The organism is Paraburkholderia monticola, from assembly GCF_001580545.1.
GTDB lineage: Bacteria > Pseudomonadota > Gammaproteobacteria > Burkholderiales > Burkholderiaceae > Paraburkholderia > Paraburkholderia monticola.
Genome location: NZ_LRBG01000022.1, coordinates 222100 through 242716 on the forward strand (window position 1 = coordinate 222100; position 20617 = coordinate 242716).

The following is a 20617-nucleotide window of genomic DNA, read 5'->3' on the forward strand; positions in this document are numbered from 1 at the left end:
AAAGAATTCAACGTCATCCTTTGAGGAAACCATGAGTGCTATCGTAGACATCATCGGTCGAGAGATTCTCGATTCGCGAGGCAACCCCACCGTCGAATGCGACGTGCTGCTCGAATCGGGCACGATGGGCCGCGCAGCGGTGCCGTCGGGCGCGTCGACCGGCTCGCGCGAAGCGATCGAACTGCGCGACGGCGAAGCCGGCCGTTACGGTGGCAAGGGCGTGCTGAAGGCCGTCGAGCACATCAACACGGAAATCTCCGAAGCGATCATGGGTCTCGACGCTTCCGAGCAGGCTTTCCTCGACAAGACGCTGCTCGAGCTCGACGGCACCGACAACAAGTCGCGTCTCGGCGCGAACGCGATGCTGGCCGTGTCGATGGCGGTCGCGAAGGCCGCCGCTGAAGAAGCCGGCCTGCCGCTGTACCGCTACTTCGGCGGCTCGGGCGCGATGCAACTGCCGGTGCCGATGATGAACATTGTCAACGGCGGCGCACACGCGAACAACAGCCTGGACATCCAGGAATTCATGATCGTGCCGGTCAGCCAGCCGAGCTTCCGCGAAGCACTGCGCTGCGGCGCCGAAGTGTTCCACGCGCTGAAGAAGATCCTGTCGGATCGCGGCATGAGCACGGCCGTCGGCGACGAAGGCGGCTTCGCGCCGAACTTCGGCAGCAACGACGAGTGCCTGTCGACCATCCTGCAAGCCATCGAGAAAGCAGGCTACCGCGCCGGTGAAGACGTGCTGCTCGCGCTCGACTGCGCGGCGAGCGAGTTCTACCACGACGGCAAGTACCAGCTCGCGGGCGAAGGCCTGCAGCTGTCGTCGACGGAATTCGCGGACTATCTCGCGAACCTCGCCGACAAGTTCCCGATCGTGTCGATCGAAGACGGCATGCACGAAAGCGACTGGGAAGGCTGGAAGATTCTGACCGACAAGCTCGGCAAGAAGGTTCAACTGGTCGGCGACGACCTGTTCGTGACGAACACGCGCATCCTGAAGGAAGGCATCGAGAAGGGCATCGCGAACTCGATCCTGATCAAGATCAACCAGATCGGCACGCTGACGGAAACTTTCGCGGCGATCGAAATGGCCAAGCGCGCCGGCTACACGGCAGTGATTTCGCACCGCTCGGGCGAAACGGAAGATTCGACGATCGCTGACATCGCCGTCGGTCTGAACGCCGGTCAGATCAAGACCGGTTCGCTGTCGCGTTCCGACCGCATCTCGAAGTACAACCAGCTGCTGCGTATCGAGGAAGATCTCGGCGATATCGCCAGCTACCCGGGCAAGTCGGCGTTCTACAATCTGCGCTAAGCGTTTTCGCCAGATTGTTCACGCCGATCAATGAGCCGGTTATCCCTCGTTTCTGATTGACCACGCCGCCCTGCGTATAGCGCAGGGCGGCGTGTATTTATTGTGCTTACTTCATGCGGCTTGTCACTGCTGTCCTGATCGTTCTGCTGGCCTTGATCCAGTACCCGCTCTGGTGGGGGCACGGCGGCTGGCTGCGCGTGCATGAGTTACAAGGGCAACTCGCGCAGCAACTGCAGAAGAATGCCGACGCGAAGCTGCGCAACGAGCGCATCCAGGGCGAAGTGCAGGATCTGCAAAATGGTACGGCCGCGGTCGAAGAGCGGGCGCGTTACGAAATGGGCATGGTCAAGGACGGCGAGGTGTTCGTGCAATTCGTGTCGCCGAACCAGCCGTTGCCGATGCCGAGCACGCCGTCGGCGGATACGTCGACGCGCGGTGTGGTGTCGGCCGCGCCGCTGCACGTGGTGCCGAATCCCGAGTCGCGCGCTAAGCCGGATCGCAAGCATGGCGGGAAGGCGGCGGCTGCGAAGGAGAAGAAGCCGGCGCACTGAGGTTTGATGGCTCGCATAGGCTGGGTATCAAAGACGCAAAAAAAGCGCGGTTCATTTCGAACCGCGCTTTTTATTTTGTGCTGCCGTTTTCGCTCTGCCGTCTTTGCTGCTACCAGCCCCAATATGGCCCGAAGCCGACGCCGATACCGGTTCCCCAGCCACGTCCCCAGCTGCCGCTCGAGAACCCTGCAGAAAACCTCACGGGCGGCGTGCGCGAGTAATAGCGCGACCAGGCTTGCGCGGCGGCGTCCGCGGCCATCGACTGATCCTGTTCGAACATGACCTGTTGCTCGATCGCATCATATCGCGCGCGTTCCTCCGGCGTGAACGTGTGCGCATGACTGACGGCCTCTGCCTGATCGGGCGGCAGCCGGCTCAGGATCGGCGCCGGGCCCGGTGGATCGATCGAGCAGCCGGCCAGCGCCGCGCTGCCCGCGATCACGGCCAGAATCAACGAATGCGTGTGCTTCATGGTCGAATCTCCATCGGTCCGAGGCTCGAGCAAGCTCTCCCGACGCGCGGCGTCGCATCGTTCCAATCTACCAGCGCAGCGTTCAAATGCAACGCGCCGCCCGAGCCGTGACGAGGCATGGGGCGGCGCGCTCAGCACTACCGTCGTAAAGGGCGATCAGTTCGTCGGCAGGTAGTTCATCGCAGCGAGAGGGCGCTTTAGTGGCGCTGCTCGGCCGCCGGCGTCACACCCTGTGAGAGTCCGCCGGCCACGAAAAGTTGCGCGACATCGACCGGGTCGAACTCGTAGCGCTGATTGCAGAACTCGCAATGAATCTCGACGTGGCCGCGTTCCTCGATCACGCCGTCGACTTCATCGCGGCCGAGCATCTTCAACATCGCGCCGACTTTCTCGCGCGAGCACGAGCACTCGAAGCGCGCGGTAACCGGCTCGAAATGCTGGACGTTTTCCTGCCAGAAGAGGCGCCGGAACACCGTTTGCGGTTCTTCCTTCAGCAGCTCGTCTTGCGACAGCGTGCCGCCGAGGGTGCACACGCGCTCCCAGGTATCCGCGTCGAGCTCGCCCGGATGCGGGACGATGCCGCCGTCGCCCGGCAGCTTCTGCAGCAGCATGCCGACCGCGCGCTCGGTGTTCGCCGCGAGCCACATGCGCGTGTCGAGCTGCTCGGAGTGATGCATGTAGTGCTCGAGCACCTCGGCGATCGACTTCAGCGGGCCGTCCACGCCCGAGAGCGGCACGATACTCTGGTACGGCTGCTGGCCGGGCTGCTTGTCGGTCGGGTCGAGCGTGATCACGCAGCGGCCGTGGCCGCTCGCGTTCAGCAGATCAACGAGCGAGGTCGTGTCGTCGATCGTATGGGCGGTTTCGCCGGAGAGCTTCGCGGTTGCGCGCATCGTCAGGTTCGAGCTGCACTGCACGACCAGCATCTTGACCGGGCCATCGCCGAAAATCTGCATGACGAGCGTGCCGTCGAACTTCAGGTTCGCGGACAGCAGCGCGCACGCGGCCATCATTTCGCCCAGAATGGTTCGCACGGGCGCCGGATAATCGCGGCGCGTCAGCACGTCCTGCCAGGTATTGCGCAGGGAAACGATCTCGCCACGCACCGGCGCCGCGCTGAACATGAATTTTTGCAACTGGTCGCTCACAACTCTTCCTCGCTGGAATGACGCGGCGTGATGCCGCGCCTTTGCGCGCCGCGCGCGTCGGCCGTCTAGCCGATGCGTACGAGCTGCGCCTTGAAATACTCGCGGCGCCCGGCATAGCTTGCCGCGGCGCGCTGCATGTTGGCGATATCTGTTTCCGTCAGTTCGCGCACCGCCTTCGCGGGCGCGCCGAGAATCAGCGTATTGTCGGGAAACACCTTGCCCTCTGTGACGATGGCGCCCGCTCCGACCAGACAGTTGCGGCCGATCACCGCGCCATTCAAGACCACCGCCTGAATTCCGATCAACGAGCCTTCCTTGATCGTGCAGCCGTGCAGCATGACCTGATGGCCGATCGTCACGTTCGGCTCGACCGTCAGCGGATAGCCGGGGTCGGTATGCAGCACCGCGTTTTCCTGCACGTTGCTGCCGGCGCCGATCGTGATCGGCTCGTTGTCGCCGCGCAGCGTCGCGCCGAACCACACGCTCGCGTTCTCCTCGAGCGTCACGTTGCCGATGATGTTCGCCGAATCCGCGACGAACACGCTTTCATGAATGATCGGGGCGGCTTCGCCCAGCTTGTAAATCGTCACAATGTCTCCTTGATGGTCGGAGCCCGTCTTTGGGTGACTCCGATCCCGTGCGCGATGGTTGGCTGATCGGTTGACGCACACGGGCAGGGTGACGTGCACCCGCCGCGGTGCGAGGTTGGCAGTCCTGCGTCGCCAACCGACGGGCGCGCCCGAAAGCGCGCTGTATGGTCGAATCGGGTATTGTAAACGGTTGTGTGCTTCGGCCGCTTGGCGGCATTGCCGGCCGCTGTCTATCCGTCGCCTTCATCGTTTCGCCTTCATCGTTTTTTACCGCTTTCATTGCCGATCCGTTTTTCATGACGTCCGCCGCTGCTCCTGCATCGAATTCTCAAGACGAGCCGTCGTGCGCGCGCCGCGCCGCGCTTGCCGCGTTGCGCGAGCAGGATCCGGCCGCGAAGGCCGCAGCCGCCCGCGAGTTGTACGCGGCTGTGCTCGACGGCCGCGCGCTGTGTGACGCCGACCTCGAGCTCGCGGAGCCCGCCGATCTGCCGGGCCGCCCCGAGCGGCCCGAACTGGTCGAGCCGCGCCAGCTCGGCCGACGCAGCATGCAGTCGCCGCAGGGCCGCGCAGTGCTGCTTCACGCGCTCGCGCATATCGAGTTCAACGCGATCAATCTGGCGCTCGACGCCGTCTGGCGCTTCCCGCGCATGCCCGCCGCGTTCTATACCGACTGGCTCAAGGTGGCCGCCGAAGAGGCGTATCACTACTCGCTGCTCGCCGCGCGTCTCGCCGAATACGGCCACGCCTACGGCGATTTTCCGGCGCACGGCGGCCTGTGGGACATGTGCGAGCGCACCCGCGGCGAGGTGCTCGCGCGCATGGCGCTGGTGCCGCGTACGCTCGAAGCGCGCGGCCTCGACGCCTCGCCGCCGATCCGCGCGCGTCTGCAACAGGCCGGCGATCACGCGTCGGCGGCGATCCTCGACGTGATCCTGCGCGATGAAATCGGCCACGTTCTGATCGGCAACCGCTGGTTTCGCCACCTGTGCGACCAGCACGGTCTCGATCCGCACCATACTTATCTGCGCCTCGCCGACCAGTACCACGCGCCGAAACTGCGCGGCCCATTCAATTTCGAAGCGCGCCGCGACGCCGGTTTCGACGACGCCGAACTCGCCGCCCTCGCGAGCCAGGATGCACAGCAAGCCACGGAGGCAACGGATCACCGAGCGTCGCCTCAATAATCCGTTACCACTTCTTGCGCCGCTGTCCCTATAATCGAACGACCATTCTTTTTTTCGTGGGTGTGCCGTTCATGAATACTTCCCGCTCTGAGTTCGTTGCCGCGCGCGGCGTCAAGCTGCACGTGCGGCGCTGGGGCCAAGCTGATGCACCGATGCTGTTCATGCTGCACGGCTGGATGGACGTCGGCGCGTCGTTCCAGTTCGTCGTCGATGCGCTCGCCGGCGACTGGCAGGTGATCGCGCCCGACATGCGCGGCTTCGGCCTGTCCGACTGGCCGGTCGCCGAGCGCGGCGGCGGAAGCTACTGGATCCAGGACTATCTGGGCGATCTCGACGCGCTGCTCGATCACTACGCGCCGCACGGCGAGGTGAACCTCGTCGGTCACAGCATGGGCGCGAACGTCGCGTGTCTGTATGCTGGCGTGCGGCCGGAACGGGTGCGGCGCGTCGTCGACCTGGAAGGCTTCGGGCTCGCGCCGTCGCATCCGGCGCAAGCGCCGAAGCGTCTGCTCAACTGGCTCGACGAATTGCGCGATCCCCCGCAACTGAAGCGCTACGCATCGCTCGACGACGTCGCCGCGCGCCTGATCAAGACCAATCCACGCCTCGATCCGCGCCGTGCGCAGTTTCTCGCGCAGCACTGGTCGAAGCCGGATGGGGAAGGGCGTTTCATGCTGCTCGCCGATCCGGCGCACAAGGTCCGTGGGCCGACGCTCTATCGCCTCGACGAGGTGATGGCGGTGTGGCGCAAGGTCAGCGCGAAGGTGTTGCACGTCGAGGCCGCTGGCTCGCCGACGCTTGCGCACATCGCCGGCGACATTCCGCTCGACGAATTCAAGGCGCGTTTTCAGGCATTTCCGGACTGGTGCGAGAAGATCATCGACGGTGCGGGGCACATGGTGCATCACGACCAGCCGGAGTTGATCGCCGCGTTGATCGAGGATTTCTGCGCCTGAGGCGACGCTCGAAACGGTGCCCGGGCGTCGTCCGGACGTCGCGGGCCCCGGCGCTGGCGTGGTTCCGAGCTCGCGGCACGGCGGCAACCGGAGCATCGGTCGCGAGATACGCCTGCGGACCCTTACTGCGTTGCAGTAAAATGACCGCAGAACCTCTCCAGGACCACGATGAACGCCGATCTTCACTGCCACTCCACCGTTTCAGACGGCCAGTTCGCGCCGGCCGACGTCGCGCGCCGCGCGCATGCGAACGGCGTGACGCTGTGGGCGCTCACCGATCACGACGAAGTCGGCGGCCAGCGCGAGGCGCGCGCCACGGCCGAGGCACTTGGCATGGACTACCTGAGCGGCGTCGAGATTTCGGTCACGTGGGCCGGGCGTACCGTGCACATCGTCGGACTCGGCATCGATCCGAGCAGCCAGATCCTGATCGACGGTCTCGCCCGCACGCGCGACGGCCGCGCCGCGCGCGCCGAAGCGATCGGCGAGCAACTGGCCACGCTCGGCATTCCAGACGCGTACGAGGGTGCGCGGCATTACGTGTCGAATCCCGACATGATGTCGCGCACGCATTTCGCGCGCTTCATGGTCGAGCACGGCCACTGCGCGAACACCCAGGAAGTGTTCGACCGCTATCTCGGCGACGGCAAGCCGGCCTGCATCGCGCACCGCTGGGCCAAACTCGCCGACGCGCTCGGCTGGATTCAGGCCGCGGGCGGCGTCGCGATCGTGGCGCATCCGGGCCGCTACGCCTATTCGCAGCTCGAATTCGACACGTTCTTCGGTGAATTCATCGACCTTGGCGGCAAGGCAATCGAGGTCGTGACGGGCAGCCACACGCCCGACCAGTACCGCGAATACGCGGACGTCGCGCGTCGCTTCGGCTTCGAGGCCTCGCGTGGCTCCGACTTCCATGCGCCCGGCGAAGGCCGCATCGAACTCGGCGCGCTGCCGCCGCTACCCGCCGATCTGAAGCCCGTCTGGGAACGCTGGCTGTGAGCGCGCGCCGTGCCGCTACGGCACGTCTCGCGCGCGGGCCGGCTGGCTGCGGCACGCGTTGCGCTCGCCGCAGCCCATCCGTCGCAGTTCGTCTGCTGCCTTCATGAATCTCCATGTCCCAATACTTTCGGCTTCATCCCGACAATCCGCAGCCGCGCCTCGTCAAGCAGGCCGTGCAGATCATCAACGACGGCGGCGTGGTCGCGTTGCCGACCGATTCGACCTACGCGCTCGCCTGCCGTCTCGACGACAAGGACGCGGTCGGGCGTCTGCGGCGCATCCGCGGGCTCGATGAAAAGCAACTGCTGTCGCTACTCGTGCGCGATCTGTCGGAACTCTCTAATTTTGCGATGGTGGACAACTGGCAGTATCGCTTGCTTAAATCGGTGACGCCGGGCCCGTACGTGTTCGTGCTGCAGGCCACCAAGGAAGTGCCACGGCGCGTGTCGCATCCTTCGCGCAAGACGATCGGCCTGCGGGTGCCGGATCATGCGATCACGCTCGCGATTCTCGAGGAGCTCGGCCAGCCGCTGCTCGGCTCGACGCTGATCATGCCCGGCGAAACGGAGCCGCTCAACGATCCCGAGGAAATCCGGGCGCGGCTCGAAAAGCAGCTCGACCTGGTGATCGACGGCGGCGCGTGCGTGTGCGAGCCGTCCACCGTGATCGATCTGACCGGCTCCGAGCCGGTGCTGGTGCGGGCAGGGCGCGGCTCTCTCGCGCCGTTCGGCCTCGCGGAAACAGCGTGAGCGCCGTGAGTGAAAGCCGACAGACGTGCGCGAGCGCGTTGTTACAATAGCGAGCTATGGATTCTTCCCTGATACAAACCATTGCGGTGTACGCGCTGCCGGTGATCTTCGCGATCACGCTGCATGAGGCCGCGCACGGCTATGTTGCGCGCTGGCTCGGCGACAACACCGCGTACGTGCTCGGCCGCGTGTCGCTGAACCCGATGCGGCACATCGATCCGCTCGGCACGATCGCCATTCCGTTGCTGCTGTACTTCGCGACGAGCGGCGCGTTCATGTTCGGCTATGCGAAACCGGTGCCGGTGGCGTTCGGCAATCTGCGCAATCCGCGCTGGGGCAGCCTGTGGGTCGCGGCAGCCGGACCCGCCTGCAACTTTATCCAGGCGCTCGTCTGGGGCGTGTTCGGCGTCGTGCTCGCGGTGCTCAACGTCAACGAACCGTTTTTCACGCGCATGGCGGGCGCGGGCGTCGGCGTGAACCTGGTGCTCGGCGTGCTGAATCTCTTTCCGCTGCCGCCGCTCGACGGCGGCCGCGTGCTGATGGCGCTGTTGCCGCCGAAGCAATCGATCGCGTTGTCGCGGCTCGAGCCTTACGGGTTTTTCATCGTGATGGCGCTTGTGATGACAGGTACGCTCACGCGTTTCTGGCTGAAGCCACTCGTTACGCTCGGCTATGGCGCGATCACCGCAATTCTGACTCCACTTGTTTCGCTTTTCTAAATAACCATGTTCCCAGACCGTATCTTCTCCGGCATGCGGCCCACCGGGTCGTTGCACCTCGGCCACTATCACGGCGTGCTGAAAAACTGGGTGCGACTGCAGTCCGAGTACCCCTGCTTCTTCTGCGTGGTCGACTGGCACGCGCTGACGACGCACTACGAAACGCCCGAAGTGATCGAAAAGAACGTCTGGGACGTGCTGATCGACTGGCTTGCGTCCGGCATCGATCCGGCGCAGGCGACGCTGTTCATCCAGAGCAAGGTGCCCGAGCACGCTGAGCTCGCGCTGCTGCTCGGCATGAGCACGCCGCTCGGCTGGCTCGAACGCGTGCCGACCTACAAGGAGCAGATGGAAAAGCTGAAGGACAAGGACCTGTCCACCTACGGCTTCCTCGGCTACCCGGTGCTGATGGCGGCGGACATTCTGCTGTATCGCGGCTCGCTCGTGCCGGTCGGTGAGGACCAGGTGCCGCACGTCGAGATGACGCGCGAAATCGCGCGCCGCTTCAACTACCTGTATGGTCGCGAGCCGGGCTTCGAGGACAAGGCTAACGAAGCCGCGAAGAAACTCGGCGGCAAGCGCTCGAAGCTTTATCACGAGTTGCGCAACGCGTATCAGCAGGAAGGCGACGACGAAGCGCTCGAACGTGCGCGGGCGATGCTGCAGGAATCGCAGAGCCTGTCGATGAGCGATCGCGAGCGCCTGTTCGGCTATCTGGAAGGCTCGCGCAAGATCATCCTCGTCGAGCCGCAGGCGATGCTGACCGAGGCGTCGCGCATGCCGGGTCTCGACGGCCAGAAAATGTCGAAGTCGTACGGCAACACGATCGGCCTGCGTGAAGACGCCGAAACGATCACGAAGAAAGTCCGCACGATGCCGACCGACCCCGCGCGCGTGCGCCGCACCGATCCGGGCGATCCGGACAAGTGCCCGGTGTGGCAGCTGCACCAGGTCTATACCGACGAAGCGACGCACGAGTGGGTGCAGAAGGGCTGCCGCTCGGCGGGCATCGGTTGTCTCGAATGCAAGCAGCCGGTCATCGAAGGAATCCTGCGTGAGCAGCAACCGATGCTCGAGCGCGCGCAGAAGTACATGGACGACCCGTCGCTGTTGCGCGCGATCGTCGCCGACGGCTGCGACAAGGCGCGTCGCTTCGCGACCGAAACGATGCGCGACGTCCGCGAGGCGATGGGGCTGTCGTACAACTGATGCGCACTCGAGGCGCCACACGGCCACACGGCAGCGATGAGCACTCCCGTTACCAGCGGCTTGCACGGCCTCGGTGAACCGTCGCGCTGGGTGCGTCATTGGGCGCACCTGGTCGCGCCGGGCGGCGCGGTGCTCGACGTGGCGTCGGGTGCCGGGCGGCACGCGCGCTTTTTTGCGTCGCTCGGCCATCCGGTCACCGCGATCGATCGCGACGCTGCCGCGCTCGACCTGCTGCGTGACGCGCCGCTCGTCACGCCGCTCATGGCCGACCTCGAAGGCGCGCCGTGGCCGTTACCCGGCGATGCGACGTTCGCCGCCGTCGTCGTGACCAACTATCTGCACCGGCCGCTCTTTCCGCAGTTGCTGCGCGCGCTCGCACCGGGCGGCGTACTGGTTTACGAGACCTTCGCGCAAGGAAACGAAAGCGTCGGCAAGCCGTCCAATCCGGCGTTTTTGCTGACGCCCGGTGAGCTGCTCGACAGGGTGCGGGGCGAGTTGCGGGTGGTCGCATTTCAGGACGGATTTCTCGCGAGGCCGCGTCCCGCCTACATTCAGCGCATCTGTGCAGTTCGGGAGGCGGCGCCTGTGAATGACCGCGCGCGGGCAACATCACCGCCTTGTTACGAGTTGGCTGGCTAATCCGCTACAATCGCGGTTTACCTGATCAAATTCATGGCTTTTCATGACTAACGGCAACCACAGCGGTCACCAGGACGGCGTTCAGATCCGCGGCAGCATTCCTGCCATCATCACCCCGATGCTCGAAGACGGCAGCCTCGATCTGCCGGCGTTTCGCAAACTGATCGACTGGCACGTGGAGGAAGGCACCAACGCGCTGGTCGTGGTCGGCACGAGCGGTGAGTCGGCTACGCTGTCCGTCGAAGAACACGTGCTGATGGTCAAGACCGCGGTCGAGCACGCCGCGGGCCGGATTCCGGTCATCGCGGGTGCGGGCGCCAACTCCACCGCTGAGGCGATCGAACTTACGCAGCACGCGAAGGACGTCGGCGCGGATGCCACCCTGCAGGTCGTGCCGTACTACAACAAGCCGACCCAGGAAGGCATCTACCGTCATTTTTCGAAGATCGCCGAAAGCGTCGATCTGCCGGTGATCCTGTACAACGTGCCCGGCCGCACCGTCGCCGACATGAGCAACGAAACCATCCTGCGCTGCGCGCAGGTGCCGGGCATCGTCGGTGTGAAGGAAGCCACTGGCAACATCGATCGCGCCGCGCATCTGATCAAGTCGGCGCCGGCGAACTTCGGCATCTATAGCGGCGACGATCCCACCGCGATCGCCCTGATGCTGCTCGGCGGCCACGGCAATATTTCAGTCACCGCGAATGTCGCACCGCGCGCAATGAGCGAGTTGTGCAAGGCCGCGCTCGCCGCGGATGTGAAGACCGCGCGCGACATTCATCTGAAACTCCTGTCGCTGCACAAGTACCTGTTTGCCGAAGCGAATCCGATTCCGGCGAAATGGGCGCTGCAGCAAATGGGTCGTGTGCAGGGCGGCATCCGCCTGCCGCTTACGCCGCTCGACGCGCAATACCACGAAGTGGTGCGCGGCGCACTGCGCGAAGCGGGTCTGCTCGGTTGAACGCCCAGATCGTCCAGACGCCCGCGCAAGACCGCCACCGGCATTTCATTAACCGACGTCGCTTCAGCCCACGTTCCCGGCAGACCGAACGAGGCATCGCGTTCCAGCATCACGAAGGACCTCATGAAACGTTCCGCACTTTCCCTCCACGCAACCCGCATGGCGGCGCTGGCGCTTGCCCTGTCGACACTCGCCGGCTGTGACACGCTGAACGACTGGTTCGCTTCCGACCGGGTCGACTACAAGGCCACGCCGACCGCGCCGCCGCTCGCGGTGCCGAGCGACCTGAGCACGTCGCCGAACGACCAGCGCTATGTGGCGCCGGCCGCCAATCTGGCGCTCGGCGGCACGCCGACGCGCGCTGTCACGGCGGCCGGCAACGCGACCGAAGGCCAGCCGAACGCGCAGGATCCGCTCGGCATGCATATCGAGCGCGACGGCGACCGTCGTTGGCTCGTCGTGGACGGCCGCTCGCCGGAACAACTGTGGCCGCAGTTGCAGGAGTTCTGGCAGGAGAACGGCTTCGTGCTGAAGACGGACGCTCCCGCCACCGGCATCATGACGACCGACTGGGCGGAAAACCGGGCGAACATTCCGGACGACTGGTTCCGTCGCACGGTCGGCAAGGTCATCGACTTCGCCTATTCGTCTGGCACCCGCGACAGTTTCCGCACGTTGGTGTCGCGTGGCGCGGACAACGCGACCGACATCTCGATCACGCATAGCGCGATGGAAGAAGTGATGACCGGGCAGGACAAGACGTCGTCGCGCTGGGAAGAGCGTCCGCGCGATCCGGCGCTCGAGGCGCTGTTCCTCGCCAAGCTGATGCAGAAGTTCGGTCTGACCGAAGCGCAGTCGAAGCAACTGCTGACCGACGCGCGACCGGCCGCCGCGCCGGTCACGCTCGAGCAGAACGCCGGAGCATCGACGCTCGATCTGCAGGAGTCGTTCGACCGCGCCTGGCTGCGTGTGGGCCTCGCGCTGGATCGCACCAACTTTACGGTCGACAATCGCGATCGCGAGAAGGGCATCTACTACGTGCGCTACGCGGATTCGATGCAGGAACTGAAGAAGGAAGGCCTGCTCGGCAAGCTGTTCTACAGCGGCAATTCGACGCGCAAGCCGGGCCAGGAATTCCTCGTCAACGTGCGCGCGAAGGGCGACGCTGTCACACAGGTCGCGGTCGTCGACGCGAACGGGCAGATCGACACGTCCTCGGACGCCCAGCGCATCGTGTCGCTGCTGCACGCGCAACTGAACTAGGCGAGCCGTGCGCTTCGCAAGCCTCGGCAGCGGCAGTGAAGGTAACGCGCTGCTGGTCGAGGCGCACAGCGGCTCGACCACCACGCGCGTGCTGCTCGATTGCGGTTTTTCCGCGCGCGAGGTCGAGCGGCGTCTCACGCGGCTCGGCGCCAGCGCCGAGCAACTCGATGCGATCCTGATCACGCATGAGCATAGCGACCACATCGGCAGCGCATTGACGCTGGCGCGCAAGTGGTCGATTCCGCTGTACATGAGCTGGGGCACCGCGCGCGCGGTGGGCGCCGACGAAGCCGACGTCGACCTGCAGGTGCTGTGGGGCGACGAGGCGGTGGCGATTGGCGAGCTCAGCGTCCTTCCTTATACCGTTCCGCACGACGCTCGAGAACCGCTGCAATACGTATTCTCGAATGGCGCGAGCCGGCTCGGCGTGTTGACCGATGTCGGCACGTCCACGCCGCATATCAGCGCGGTGCTCAGTGGCTGTGACGCTCTCGTGCTCGAATGCAATCACGACGTGCAGATGCTCGCAGGCAGTCGTTATCCTCCGTCGCTGAAGGCGCGCATCGGTGGCAATCACGGGCATCTGAACAATGATGCGGCGGCTGAAATCCTGGCGTCGCTCGACCGCTCGCGTCTGCGGCATCTGGTCGCCGCGCATCTGAGCCAGCAGAACAATCTGCCAGACCTTGCGCGGGCGGCGCTGGCGGACGTGCTAGGCGCAGCGCCCACAGAGGTGGTGGTCGCGTCGCAGAGCGAAGGTTTTGCGTGGTTGACGCTGTGAATCTGACGCCGGGGTGAGTTCCGATTGCGCGTCCCGGCACGCATCAAGCTGTCATGTAATGAAAAAAGCCCATAACGAGCAATCGTTATGGGCTTTTACTTTGGGCATCGAGCGCGGCGGGGGTTACGCCGCGCGATGGGTCAGACTTAATTGCGGTTGCCGCCGAAAATGCCGAGCAGTGCAAGCAGGTTGACGAACACGTTATACAGATCCAGGTAGATCGCGAGCGTCGCGGTGATGTAGTTCGTCTCGCCGCCGTTCACGACGCGCTGCACGTCGAACATGATGTAGGCGGAGAAGATCACGATTGCCATGACCGAAACCGTCAGCATCAGCGCTGGCAGTTGCAGAAACACGTTCGCGACCGAAGCCAGCAGGATCACGATCACGCCCATGAAGAGCCACTTGCCGAGGCCCGAGAAGTCGCGCTTGCTGACGGTTGCGATGGTCGCCATGGCCGCAAAGATCACACCAGTGCCACCAAACGCGAGCATGATCAGCGACGGGCCGTTCGAGAAGCCGAGCACGAACGCGAGGATGCGCGACAGCATCAGCCCCATAAAGAACGTGAAGCCGAGCAGGACGAAGACGCCGACGGCGCTGTCCTTGGTGCGCTGGATTGCGAACATGAAGCCGAAGGCGATCGCAAAGAACGCCAGCATGCTCATGGCGGGGCTGGTGGCGGCGAACAGCGAGAAGCCGGTGGCGAGGCCGACCCACGCGCCCAGGACCGTCGGAATCATGGATAGCGCGAGCAGCCAGTAGGTGTTCCGTAGCACGCGGTTGCGCGTTTCGGCCGTGCTGACGGCGCCGTTGCGGCCAAACATATACGGATGTTCGTTCATGGTCTCTCCTTACCTCGGAAGCGTGTGTGTCGAGATGGTGATACGGCAATTCGCGAAGCGCCTGCGGGCGCAACGTTCATCCGTAAGATTAGCGCGGCGGAGCGGAGTTTCAATACCCTCCAGTCGCCCACATGGCCTACGCTACCAGTATTTTGCACCCTTTGCTTTGAAGCTTTCAGTTCCGTAAGGGTTCAATCGCAATGATACACGGGAACATGCTACAATAGCGGATTCATTTGAATCTGTAACCTCTTAATTTTTTGGAGTTTTTATGGCGATCGAACGCACCCTGTCGATTATCAAGCCGGACGCAGTGGCCAAGAACGTGATCGGCCAGATCTACACCCGTTTTGAAAACGCGGGTCTGAAGATCGTGGCATCGCGCATGGTTCATCTGTCGCGTGCTGACGCCGAGAAGTTCTACGCTGTGCACGCAGCACGTCCGTTCTTCAAGGACCTCGTCGAATTCATGATTTCCGGCCCGGTGGTCGTCCAGGCGCTGGAAGGCGAAAACGCAATCCTGAAGCACCGTGACCTGATGGGCGCGACGGATCCGAAGAAGGCAGAGAAGGGTACGATCCGCGCCGACTTCGCCGATAGCATCGACGCGAACGCCGTGCACGGCTCGGACGCGGCGGAAACGGCTGCGGTTGAAATCGCGTTCTTCTTCCCCCAGGTCAACGTCTATTCGCGTTGAGCGCCTCGCGCTGATGTCAGGCACTGACTTCAGTTGCGTCTCGCAAGCCGTCCTTCGCGTGGCGCGTTTCGTGCAGCCGAGTTGTTTTATCGCATGAATCGCGCGCGGGGCACGGCAAAGTAGTAAGGTAAAAGCAGCAGGAACGGGCGCGAACGGCAAGGCGTTCATGCAGCTTGTTGCATGAACGTAGTCTCGCACTGAAATGGCAGGATTCGATATGACGAGCAGTCCCTCCGTCAACCTTCTCGACCTCGACGCCCAAGGGCTCGTCGCCTATTGCGACAGCCTGGGCGAGAAACCGTTTCGCGCCAAGCAGTTGCAGCGCTGGATTCACCAATACAACGCTGCGGACTTCGACGGTATGACCGATCTGGCGAAGTCCTTGCGCGAAAAACTCAAAGGGCGCGCTTCGATCACGATGCCGGGCGTCGTCAGCGATCATGTTTCGTCGGACGGTACACGCAAGTGGCTGATCGACGTCGGCAACGGTAATGCCGTTGAAACCGTGTACATCCCCGAAGAAACGCGCGGCACCTTGTGCGTGTCGTCGCAGGCCGGGTGCGCGGTCAACTGCCGGTTCTGCTCGACCGGCAAGCAGGGGTTCTCCCGCAATCTCACCACCGGCGAAATCATCGGCCAGCTGCGCATGGCCGAGTTTGCGCTGCGCGCGTCTCGCGGCGATGCAGGCGGTCGCGCGATGGGCGGCGACGGCAAGGGTGAGCGCGTCGTCACGAACGTGGTGATGATGGGCATGGGCGAACCGCTGCTCAATTACGACGCGGTCGTACCGGCCATGCGCCTGATGCTCGACGACAACGCGTACGGCCTGTCGCGCCGGCGCGTCACGCTGTCCACGTCGGGCGTCGTGCCGATGATGGACCGGCTCGGCGCGGATCTGCCGGTGGCGCTCGCGGTGTCGCTGCATGCGCCGAACGACGCGCTGCGCGACGAACTCGTGCCGCTGAATAAAAAGTATCCGTTGCGTGAGCTGATGGCCGCCTGTGAGCGCTATCTGAAAGTTGCGCCACGCGATTTCATTACATTCGAATATTGCATGCTCGATGGCGTGAACGACAGCGAAGCGCATGCGCGCGAGTTGCTCGCCGTCACGCGTAACGTGCCATGCAAGTTCAATCTGATTCCGTTCAATCCGTTCCCCGAATCGGGCCTCATCCGCTCGAAATCGGAACAGATCAAGCGGTTTGCGCAGGTGTTGATGGATGCGGGCGTCGTCACCACCGTGCGCAAGACCCGCGGTGACGATATCGATGCTGCCTGCGGTCAGCTGGCCGGCGCGGTGAAAGACCGCACGCGCCTTGCTGAGCGCACCGGGAAGGCGGCGAAGGTGATCGAGGTTCGTGCCGTGTAATCGCACGGGGCGGGAGGCGTCGGCGTTCGGCGGAAAGCACCGCGAACGCAAAATTGCTCTCTTGCCACCGTCGATTGAAAAAGAAAGTTTGCAGAATCGATCGGGGGCGGCGCACAAAGCCGCACATTTTGTTATAAACGGTCTGCGATTCGGACGTGAGGCTCGAGCCCGTCCGGTCGCACGATTAAAAGAATCGACGCGAAAGGATTTGGGATGAGTGAGCCGCAGCACCCGCAGCCGCACGAGACAGACACGAACGATGACCACCCGGCACCCATTGCGCGGGCGGTGGTCCAGCCTGTCGTGCAGCCGGCCCTCGATTCGTTGGCGGCGGTTGGCGCGCGCTTGACCCAGTTGCGCGAGTCGAAAGGCTGGACGATCGAGGACGTGTCGGCGCGGCTGAAGGTGTCGGTCGTCAAGCTGAGCGCGCTGGAGGCGGGCGACATCAGTCATCTGCCGGACACGACGTTCGCACTCGGTGTCGTGCGCAGCTACGCGAAAATGCTGGGCGCCGATCCGACGCCTTTTACGGCGGCGCTGCGTCGCGAGAAGGGCGTGCCGGCGCCGAATCTGTCGATGCCGGCGTCGTCCGGCAAGGATCTACCGCGCGGCAAGGTTTCGTTGTCGCTCGGCGACAGCGGGCACAAGAGCCGCTCGTGGCTGTGGGGCATCGCGGCGATCGTCGTCGCGGTCATCGCGCTCGGCATGTGGCACACCAACGGCGGCGATTCGTCTGCTTGGCTCGCGCGCCTGAAGGCAAGCGCGAATAGTTCCACGAGCAGCGACAACACGGCATCGGGCGCCGTCGCGCAAGGTCCGGCGACGTCGCCGGCGGAGGGCGCCTCGGCACCGGAGGCTGCAGCCACTGCCGAGAACGCGGCGAGCGCGGATAATGCTGCGTCTGTGCCAGCAACGCCGATGCCCGTGCCGCTGGCCACTGGCGCCGCGCCGGGCTCGGCGTCGGCGGCGAACGTAGCGGCAACGCCGGCAGCGGCACCGAAGGCTGGCTCGCAGGCTCAGGCAGCCAAGCCGGCCGCAAGCGCGCCGGTAGTCGTGGCGAACGCGTCGGCTCCGGCGGCCACGCCAGCGCCCGGCGAGGCGGTCGTCGCGCTGCGCGTGACGCAGGACAGCTGGTTCAGCGTGCGCGACAAGGACGGCAAGGAACTGTTCTCCGGCCTCGTGCATGCGGGCGATCCGAAGGAAGTGACGGGCGTCGGACCGTTCAAGGTCACGGTCGGCAACAAGGCCGGTCTCGAGTCGGTGACGCTCGACGGCCAGCCGGTCGATCCGTCGAAATATTCGGCAGCCAAGGGCAACGTGGCGCGCTTCGCGCTGCCTTGACACATACGGTATGCGCCGCGGCCAACCGGTCCGCGGCGCTTTTTCAATTCAGGCGCTGCGTTTTTGCATAGCGCGTGCGGCGTAAATGGGTTTTTCGATGCAGACCGAAGCTCAATCCCAATCCTGTAGCAAGATCGTTTCAGACGAGCCTGTGTTCGGCGGCTCCGCAATGCGGCGCAAATCGCACGCGGTCAACGTCCGCTGGGGCGGCCAGCTCGTGACCATCGGCGGCGATGCGCCGGTGCGCGTGCAGTCGATGACCAACACCGACACCGCCGACGCGATCGGCACCGCGATCCAGATCAAGGAGCTCGCGCAAGCCGGCTCCGAACTGGTGCGTATCACCGTGAATACACCGGAAGCGGCGGCTGCCGTGCCGGCGATCCGCGAGCAGCTCGACCGCATGGGCGTGATGGTGCCGCTCGTTGGCGATTTCCATTACAACGGCCATCTGCTGCTGCGCGACTATCCGGGCTGCGCGGAATCGCTGTCGAAGTACCGGATCAATCCAGGCAACGTCGGGCACGGCGCGAAGCGCGACACGCAGTTCGCGCAGATGATCGAGACGGCGGCCAAATACGACAAGCCGGTGCGCATTGGCGTGAACTGGGGCAGCCTCGACCAGGACCTGCTCGCGAAGATGATGGACGAGAACGCGTCTCGCGCCACCTCGTGGGAAGCGCAAAGCGTGATGTACGAAGCGCTGATCCAGTCGGCGATCGGCTCGGCGGAACGCGCGGTCGAACTCGGCCTCGGGCGCGACCAGATCATCCTGTCGTGCAAGGTCAGCGGCGTGCAGGATCTGATTGCCGTGTATCGCGAACTCGCGCGCCGCTGCGATTTCGCGCTGCATCTGGGCCTGACCGAAGCGGGTATGGGCTCGAAGGGTATCGTCGCGTCGACGGCGGCGCTGTCGGTTCTGCTGCAGCAGGGCATCGGCGACACGATCCGTATTTCGCTGACACCGGAACCGGGCGCGTCGCGTACCGGCGAAGTGATCGTCGGCCAGGAAATCCTGCAAACGATGGGCCTGCGCTCGTTCACGCCGATGGTCATCGCGTGCCCCGGTTGCGGCCGCACCACCAGCACGCTGTTCCAGGAACTCGCTTCGCAGATCCAGACCTATCTGCGTCAACAGATGCCGGTGTGGCGCGACCAGTATCCTGGCGTCGAAACGATGCACGTCGCGGTGATGGGCTGCATCGTCAACGGCCCGGGCGAGTCGAAGCAGGCGAATATCGGCATCAGCCTGCCGGGCTCCGGCGAGAATCCGGCCGCGCCGGTGTTCATCGACGGCGAGAAGGTGAAGACGCTGCGCGGCGAGAACATCGCGCAAGAATTCCAGCAAATCGTGAGCGACTACGTCGAGCGCCGCTACGGCCGCGCCGACGCGCTCAACTAAATACCGGCTATCGAAACACAGATGACTGAACAGAAGAAAAAGCTCGAGAAGCTGTCCGGCGTGAAGGGCATGAACGACATCCTTCCGCAGGAAGCCGGGCTCTGGGAATTTTTCGAAGCTACCGTCAAGTCGATGCTGCGTTCCTACGGATATCAGAATATCCGCACGCCGATCGTCGAGCATACGCAGTTGTTCACGCGCGGTATCGGCGAAGTCACCGACATCGTCGAAAAAGAGATGTACAGCTTCACCGACGCATTGAACGGCGAAAACCTGACCATGCGCCCGGAAAACACGGCGGCGGTGGTGCGTGCATCGATCGAGCACAACATGCTGTACGACGGTCCGAAGCGCCTGTGGTACATCGGGCCGATGTTCCGTCACGAGCGTCCGCAGCGTGGCCGCTATCGCCAGTTCCATCAGGTCGGCGTCGAGGCGCTCGGCTTCGCGGGCCCGGATGCGGACGCGGAAATCATCATGATGTGCCAGCGCCTGTGGGACGACCTGGGTCTGACTGGCATCAAGCTCGAAATCAACTCGCTGGGCCTCGCTGAAGAGCGCGCCGCGCATCGCGTCGAACTGATCGCGTACCTCGAAAAGCACATGGACGTGCTCGACGAAGACGCGAAGCGCCGTCTCTATACCAACCCGCTGCGCGTGCTCGATACGAAGAACCCCGCGTTGCAGGAAGTCGCCCAGAACGCACCGAAGCTGATCGATTTTCTCGGTGAAGCGTCGCGCGCGCACTTCGAAGGCCTGCAGCGCCTGCTGAAAGCGAACAACCTTCCGTTCACGATCAACCCGCGTCTCGTGCGCGGTCTCGATTACTACAATCTGACCGTGTTCGAGTGGGTGACCGACAAGCTCGGCGCGCAAGGCACGGTCGCGGCGGGCGGCCGTTACGATCCGCTGATCGAGCAACTCGGCGGCAAGCCAACGGCGGCATGCGGCTGGGCGATGGGTGTCGAGCGGATTCTCGAGCTGCTGAAGGAAGACCAACTCGTGCCTGAAGACGAAGGCTGCGACGTGTACGTGGTCCATCAGGGCGACGCTGCGCGCGAGCAGGCATTCATCATCGCCGAACGCCTTCGCGATACGGGCCTCGACGTGATCCTGCACTGCAGCGCGGATGGTCAGTCGGCAAGTTTCAAGTCGCAGATGAAGCGCGCCGATGCGAGCGGCGCCGCGTTTGCGGTCGTGCTCGGCGAAGACGAGATCGCCAACGGCACGGTCGGCGTGAAACCGCTGCGCGATACCCAGGCCAACGGCGGTAAGAGCGAGCAACAGAACGTGCCGGCCGAAGACTTGACCGAATATCTAATCAATGCGATGGTTGCATCCGCCGAAGACGGCGACGACTGATCGCAATGTCGTTGGGCCGGCTGGCTCGACACGCACACGTAGCAAGAAAGAGGAAATCGCCGGGC

At 64.1% G+C, this 20617-nt stretch carries 21 protein-coding genes; 17 read left to right on the forward strand and 4 right to left on the reverse strand.

All coding sequences use genetic code 11. The features are described 5' to 3' along the window. The first annotated feature begins 31 nt into the window (after positions 1-31). Both eno and ftsB read left to right on the forward strand, forming a co-directional pair. A complete protein-coding gene (gene eno, locus CI15_RS17855) occupies positions 32-1315 on the forward strand; it encodes a phosphopyruvate hydratase (protein ID WP_062129627.1) in 1284 nt (427 codons plus the stop codon). Between the two features lie 113 nt (positions 1316-1428). Then, entirely contained in the window at positions 1429-1866 is a 438-nt protein-coding gene (gene ftsB / locus CI15_RS17860) for a cell division protein FtsB (protein ID WP_062129628.1), read from the forward strand. Between the two features lie 109 nt (positions 1867-1975). Here the strand turns inward: ftsB and CI15_RS17865 are convergent, their stop codons facing one another. The 3 genes from CI15_RS17865 to CI15_RS17875 all read right to left on the reverse strand — a co-directional run bounded on the left by CI15_RS17865 (position 1976) and on the right by CI15_RS17875 (position 4076). Further along, positions 1976-2338, reverse strand: a complete 363-nt coding sequence (locus tag CI15_RS17865; RefSeq protein WP_062129629.1) for a hypothetical protein — start codon at positions 2336-2338, stop codon at positions 1976-1978. A 197-nt stretch (positions 2339-2535) separates the two neighbouring features. Continuing rightward, positions 2536-3486, reverse strand: coding sequence for an Hsp33 family molecular chaperone HslO (gene hslO / locus CI15_RS17870; RefSeq protein WP_062129630.1), 951 nt, complete (start codon positions 3484-3486; stop codon positions 2536-2538). A gap of 65 nt (positions 3487-3551) precedes the next feature. Next, on the reverse strand, positions 3552-4076 hold the full coding sequence (locus CI15_RS17875) for a gamma carbonic anhydrase family protein (RefSeq protein WP_062129631.1): 525 nt from the start codon (positions 4074-4076) through the stop codon (positions 3552-3554). A gap of 296 nt (positions 4077-4372) precedes the next feature. On the opposite strand from CI15_RS17875, the gene CI15_RS17880 reads away from it, so the two are divergent. From CI15_RS17880 to CI15_RS17925, 10 genes are all read left to right on the forward strand, one after another. Next, positions 4373-5260, forward strand: a complete 888-nt coding sequence (locus tag CI15_RS17880) for a ferritin-like domain-containing protein (RefSeq protein ID WP_062129903.1) — start codon at positions 4373-4375, stop codon at positions 5258-5260. Between the two features lie 71 nt (positions 5261-5331). Next, positions 5332-6216, forward strand: coding sequence for an alpha/beta fold hydrolase (locus tag CI15_RS17885; protein ID WP_062129632.1), 885 nt, complete (start codon positions 5332-5334; stop codon positions 6214-6216). Between the two features lie 168 nt (positions 6217-6384). Further along, the gene (locus tag CI15_RS17890) at positions 6385-7215 is read left to right on the forward strand and encodes a 3',5'-nucleoside bisphosphate phosphatase (protein WP_062129633.1); all 831 of its coding nucleotides are present in this window, start codon (positions 6385-6387) and stop codon (positions 7213-7215) included. A gap of 113 nt (positions 7216-7328) precedes the next feature. Next, on the forward strand, positions 7329-7964 hold the full coding sequence (locus CI15_RS17895) for an L-threonylcarbamoyladenylate synthase (protein WP_062129634.1): 636 nt from the start codon (positions 7329-7331) through the stop codon (positions 7962-7964). Between the two features lie 56 nt (positions 7965-8020). Next, positions 8021-8683: a site-2 protease family protein gene (locus CI15_RS17900; protein ID WP_062129635.1), complete on the forward strand. Its 663-nt coding sequence runs from the start codon at positions 8021-8023 to the stop codon at positions 8681-8683. Positions 8684-8689: 6 nt separating this feature from the next. After that, positions 8690-9892 carry a tryptophan--tRNA ligase gene (locus tag CI15_RS17905; RefSeq protein WP_062129636.1) on the forward strand — a complete coding sequence of 401 codons (1203 nt, stop codon included), beginning with the start codon at positions 8690-8692 and terminating at the stop codon, positions 9890-9892. 36 nt (positions 9893-9928) lie between these two features. After that, on the forward strand, positions 9929-10531 hold the full coding sequence (locus tag CI15_RS17910; protein WP_062129637.1) for a class I SAM-dependent methyltransferase: 603 nt from the start codon (positions 9929-9931) through the stop codon (positions 10529-10531). 43 nt (positions 10532-10574) lie between these two features. Next, entirely contained in the window at positions 10575-11492 is a 918-nt protein-coding gene (gene dapA / locus CI15_RS17915) for a 4-hydroxy-tetrahydrodipicolinate synthase (protein ID WP_062129638.1), read from the forward strand. Between the two features lie 123 nt (positions 11493-11615). Then, a complete protein-coding gene (gene bamC, locus CI15_RS17920) occupies positions 11616-12755 on the forward strand; it encodes an outer membrane protein assembly factor BamC (RefSeq protein ID WP_062129639.1) in 1140 nt (379 codons plus the stop codon). A 7-nt stretch (positions 12756-12762) separates the two neighbouring features. Next, positions 12763-13536 (forward strand): MBL fold metallo-hydrolase, encoded by a 774-nt coding sequence (locus tag CI15_RS17925; RefSeq protein ID WP_062129640.1) that lies wholly within the window; start codon positions 12763-12765, stop codon positions 13534-13536. Between the two features lie 146 nt (positions 13537-13682). On the opposite strand, the gene CI15_RS17930 is transcribed toward CI15_RS17925, so the two are convergent. Then, entirely contained in the window at positions 13683-14381 is a 699-nt protein-coding gene (locus tag CI15_RS17930; RefSeq protein ID WP_027198083.1) for a Bax inhibitor-1/YccA family protein, read from the reverse strand. A 271-nt stretch (positions 14382-14652) separates the two neighbouring features. On the opposite strand from CI15_RS17930, the gene ndk reads away from it, so the two are divergent. The 5 genes from ndk to hisS all read left to right on the forward strand — a co-directional run bounded on the left by ndk (position 14653) and on the right by hisS (position 20552). After that, a complete protein-coding gene (gene ndk, locus CI15_RS17935; protein ID WP_042322811.1) occupies positions 14653-15078 on the forward strand; it encodes a nucleoside-diphosphate kinase in 426 nt (141 codons plus the stop codon). A gap of 217 nt (positions 15079-15295) precedes the next feature. Then, positions 15296-16447 (forward strand): dual-specificity RNA methyltransferase RlmN, encoded by a 1152-nt coding sequence (gene rlmN, locus CI15_RS17940; RefSeq protein ID WP_062129641.1) that lies wholly within the window; start codon positions 15296-15298, stop codon positions 16445-16447. 213 nt (positions 16448-16660) lie between these two features. Continuing rightward, complete coding sequence (locus tag CI15_RS17945) at positions 16661-17788, forward strand: helix-turn-helix domain-containing protein (protein ID WP_062129642.1); 1128 nt, start codon at positions 16661-16663, stop codon at positions 17786-17788. 85 nt (positions 17789-17873) lie between these two features. Further along, on the forward strand, positions 17874-19190 hold the full coding sequence (gene ispG, locus CI15_RS17950) for a flavodoxin-dependent (E)-4-hydroxy-3-methylbut-2-enyl-diphosphate synthase (protein WP_062129643.1): 1317 nt from the start codon (positions 17874-17876) through the stop codon (positions 19188-19190). A 21-nt stretch (positions 19191-19211) separates the two neighbouring features. Then, positions 19212-20552, forward strand: coding sequence for a histidine--tRNA ligase (hisS, locus tag CI15_RS17955; RefSeq protein WP_062129644.1), 1341 nt, complete (start codon positions 19212-19214; stop codon positions 20550-20552). The last annotated feature ends 65 nt before the right edge of the window (positions 20553-20617 follow it).

What these genes read in the sequence shown, in the direction of transcription:
- eno (WP_062129627.1), top strand. Translation starts at nt 32, where the DNA reads ATGAGTGCTATCGTAGACATCATCGGTCGAGAGATTCTCGATTCGCGA.
- ftsB (WP_062129628.1), top strand. Translation starts at nt 1,429, where the DNA reads ATGCGGCTTGTCACTGCTGTCCTGATCGTTCTGCTGGCCTTGATCCAG.
- CI15_RS17865 (WP_062129629.1), bottom strand. Translation starts at nt 2,338, where the DNA reads ATGAAGCACACGCATTCGTTGATTCTGGCCGTGATCGCGGGCAGCGCG.
- CI15_RS17880 (WP_062129903.1), top strand. Translation starts at nt 4,373, where the DNA reads ATGACGTCCGCCGCTGCTCCTGCATCGAATTCTCAAGACGAGCCGTCG.
- CI15_RS17885 (WP_062129632.1), top strand. Translation starts at nt 5,332, where the DNA reads ATGAATACTTCCCGCTCTGAGTTCGTTGCCGCGCGCGGCGTCAAGCTG.
- CI15_RS17890 (WP_062129633.1), top strand. Translation starts at nt 6,385, where the DNA reads ATGAACGCCGATCTTCACTGCCACTCCACCGTTTCAGACGGCCAGTTC.
- CI15_RS17895 (WP_062129634.1), top strand. Translation starts at nt 7,329, where the DNA reads ATGTCCCAATACTTTCGGCTTCATCCCGACAATCCGCAGCCGCGCCTC.
- CI15_RS17900 (WP_062129635.1), top strand. Translation starts at nt 8,021, where the DNA reads ATGGATTCTTCCCTGATACAAACCATTGCGGTGTACGCGCTGCCGGTG.
- CI15_RS17905 (WP_062129636.1), top strand. Translation starts at nt 8,690, where the DNA reads ATGTTCCCAGACCGTATCTTCTCCGGCATGCGGCCCACCGGGTCGTTG.
- CI15_RS17910 (WP_062129637.1), top strand. Translation starts at nt 9,929, where the DNA reads ATGAGCACTCCCGTTACCAGCGGCTTGCACGGCCTCGGTGAACCGTCG.
- dapA (WP_062129638.1), top strand. Translation starts at nt 10,575, where the DNA reads ATGACTAACGGCAACCACAGCGGTCACCAGGACGGCGTTCAGATCCGC.
- bamC (WP_062129639.1), top strand. Translation starts at nt 11,616, where the DNA reads ATGAAACGTTCCGCACTTTCCCTCCACGCAACCCGCATGGCGGCGCTG.
- CI15_RS17930 (WP_027198083.1), bottom strand. Translation starts at nt 14,381, where the DNA reads ATGAACGAACATCCGTATATGTTTGGCCGCAACGGCGCCGTCAGCACG.
- ndk (WP_042322811.1), top strand. Translation starts at nt 14,653, where the DNA reads ATGGCGATCGAACGCACCCTGTCGATTATCAAGCCGGACGCAGTGGCC.
- rlmN (WP_062129641.1), top strand. Translation starts at nt 15,296, where the DNA reads ATGACGAGCAGTCCCTCCGTCAACCTTCTCGACCTCGACGCCCAAGGG.
- CI15_RS17945 (WP_062129642.1), top strand. Translation starts at nt 16,661, where the DNA reads ATGAGTGAGCCGCAGCACCCGCAGCCGCACGAGACAGACACGAACGAT.
- ispG (WP_062129643.1), top strand. Translation starts at nt 17,874, where the DNA reads ATGGGTTTTTCGATGCAGACCGAAGCTCAATCCCAATCCTGTAGCAAG.
- hisS (WP_062129644.1), top strand. Translation starts at nt 19,212, where the DNA reads ATGACTGAACAGAAGAAAAAGCTCGAGAAGCTGTCCGGCGTGAAGGGC.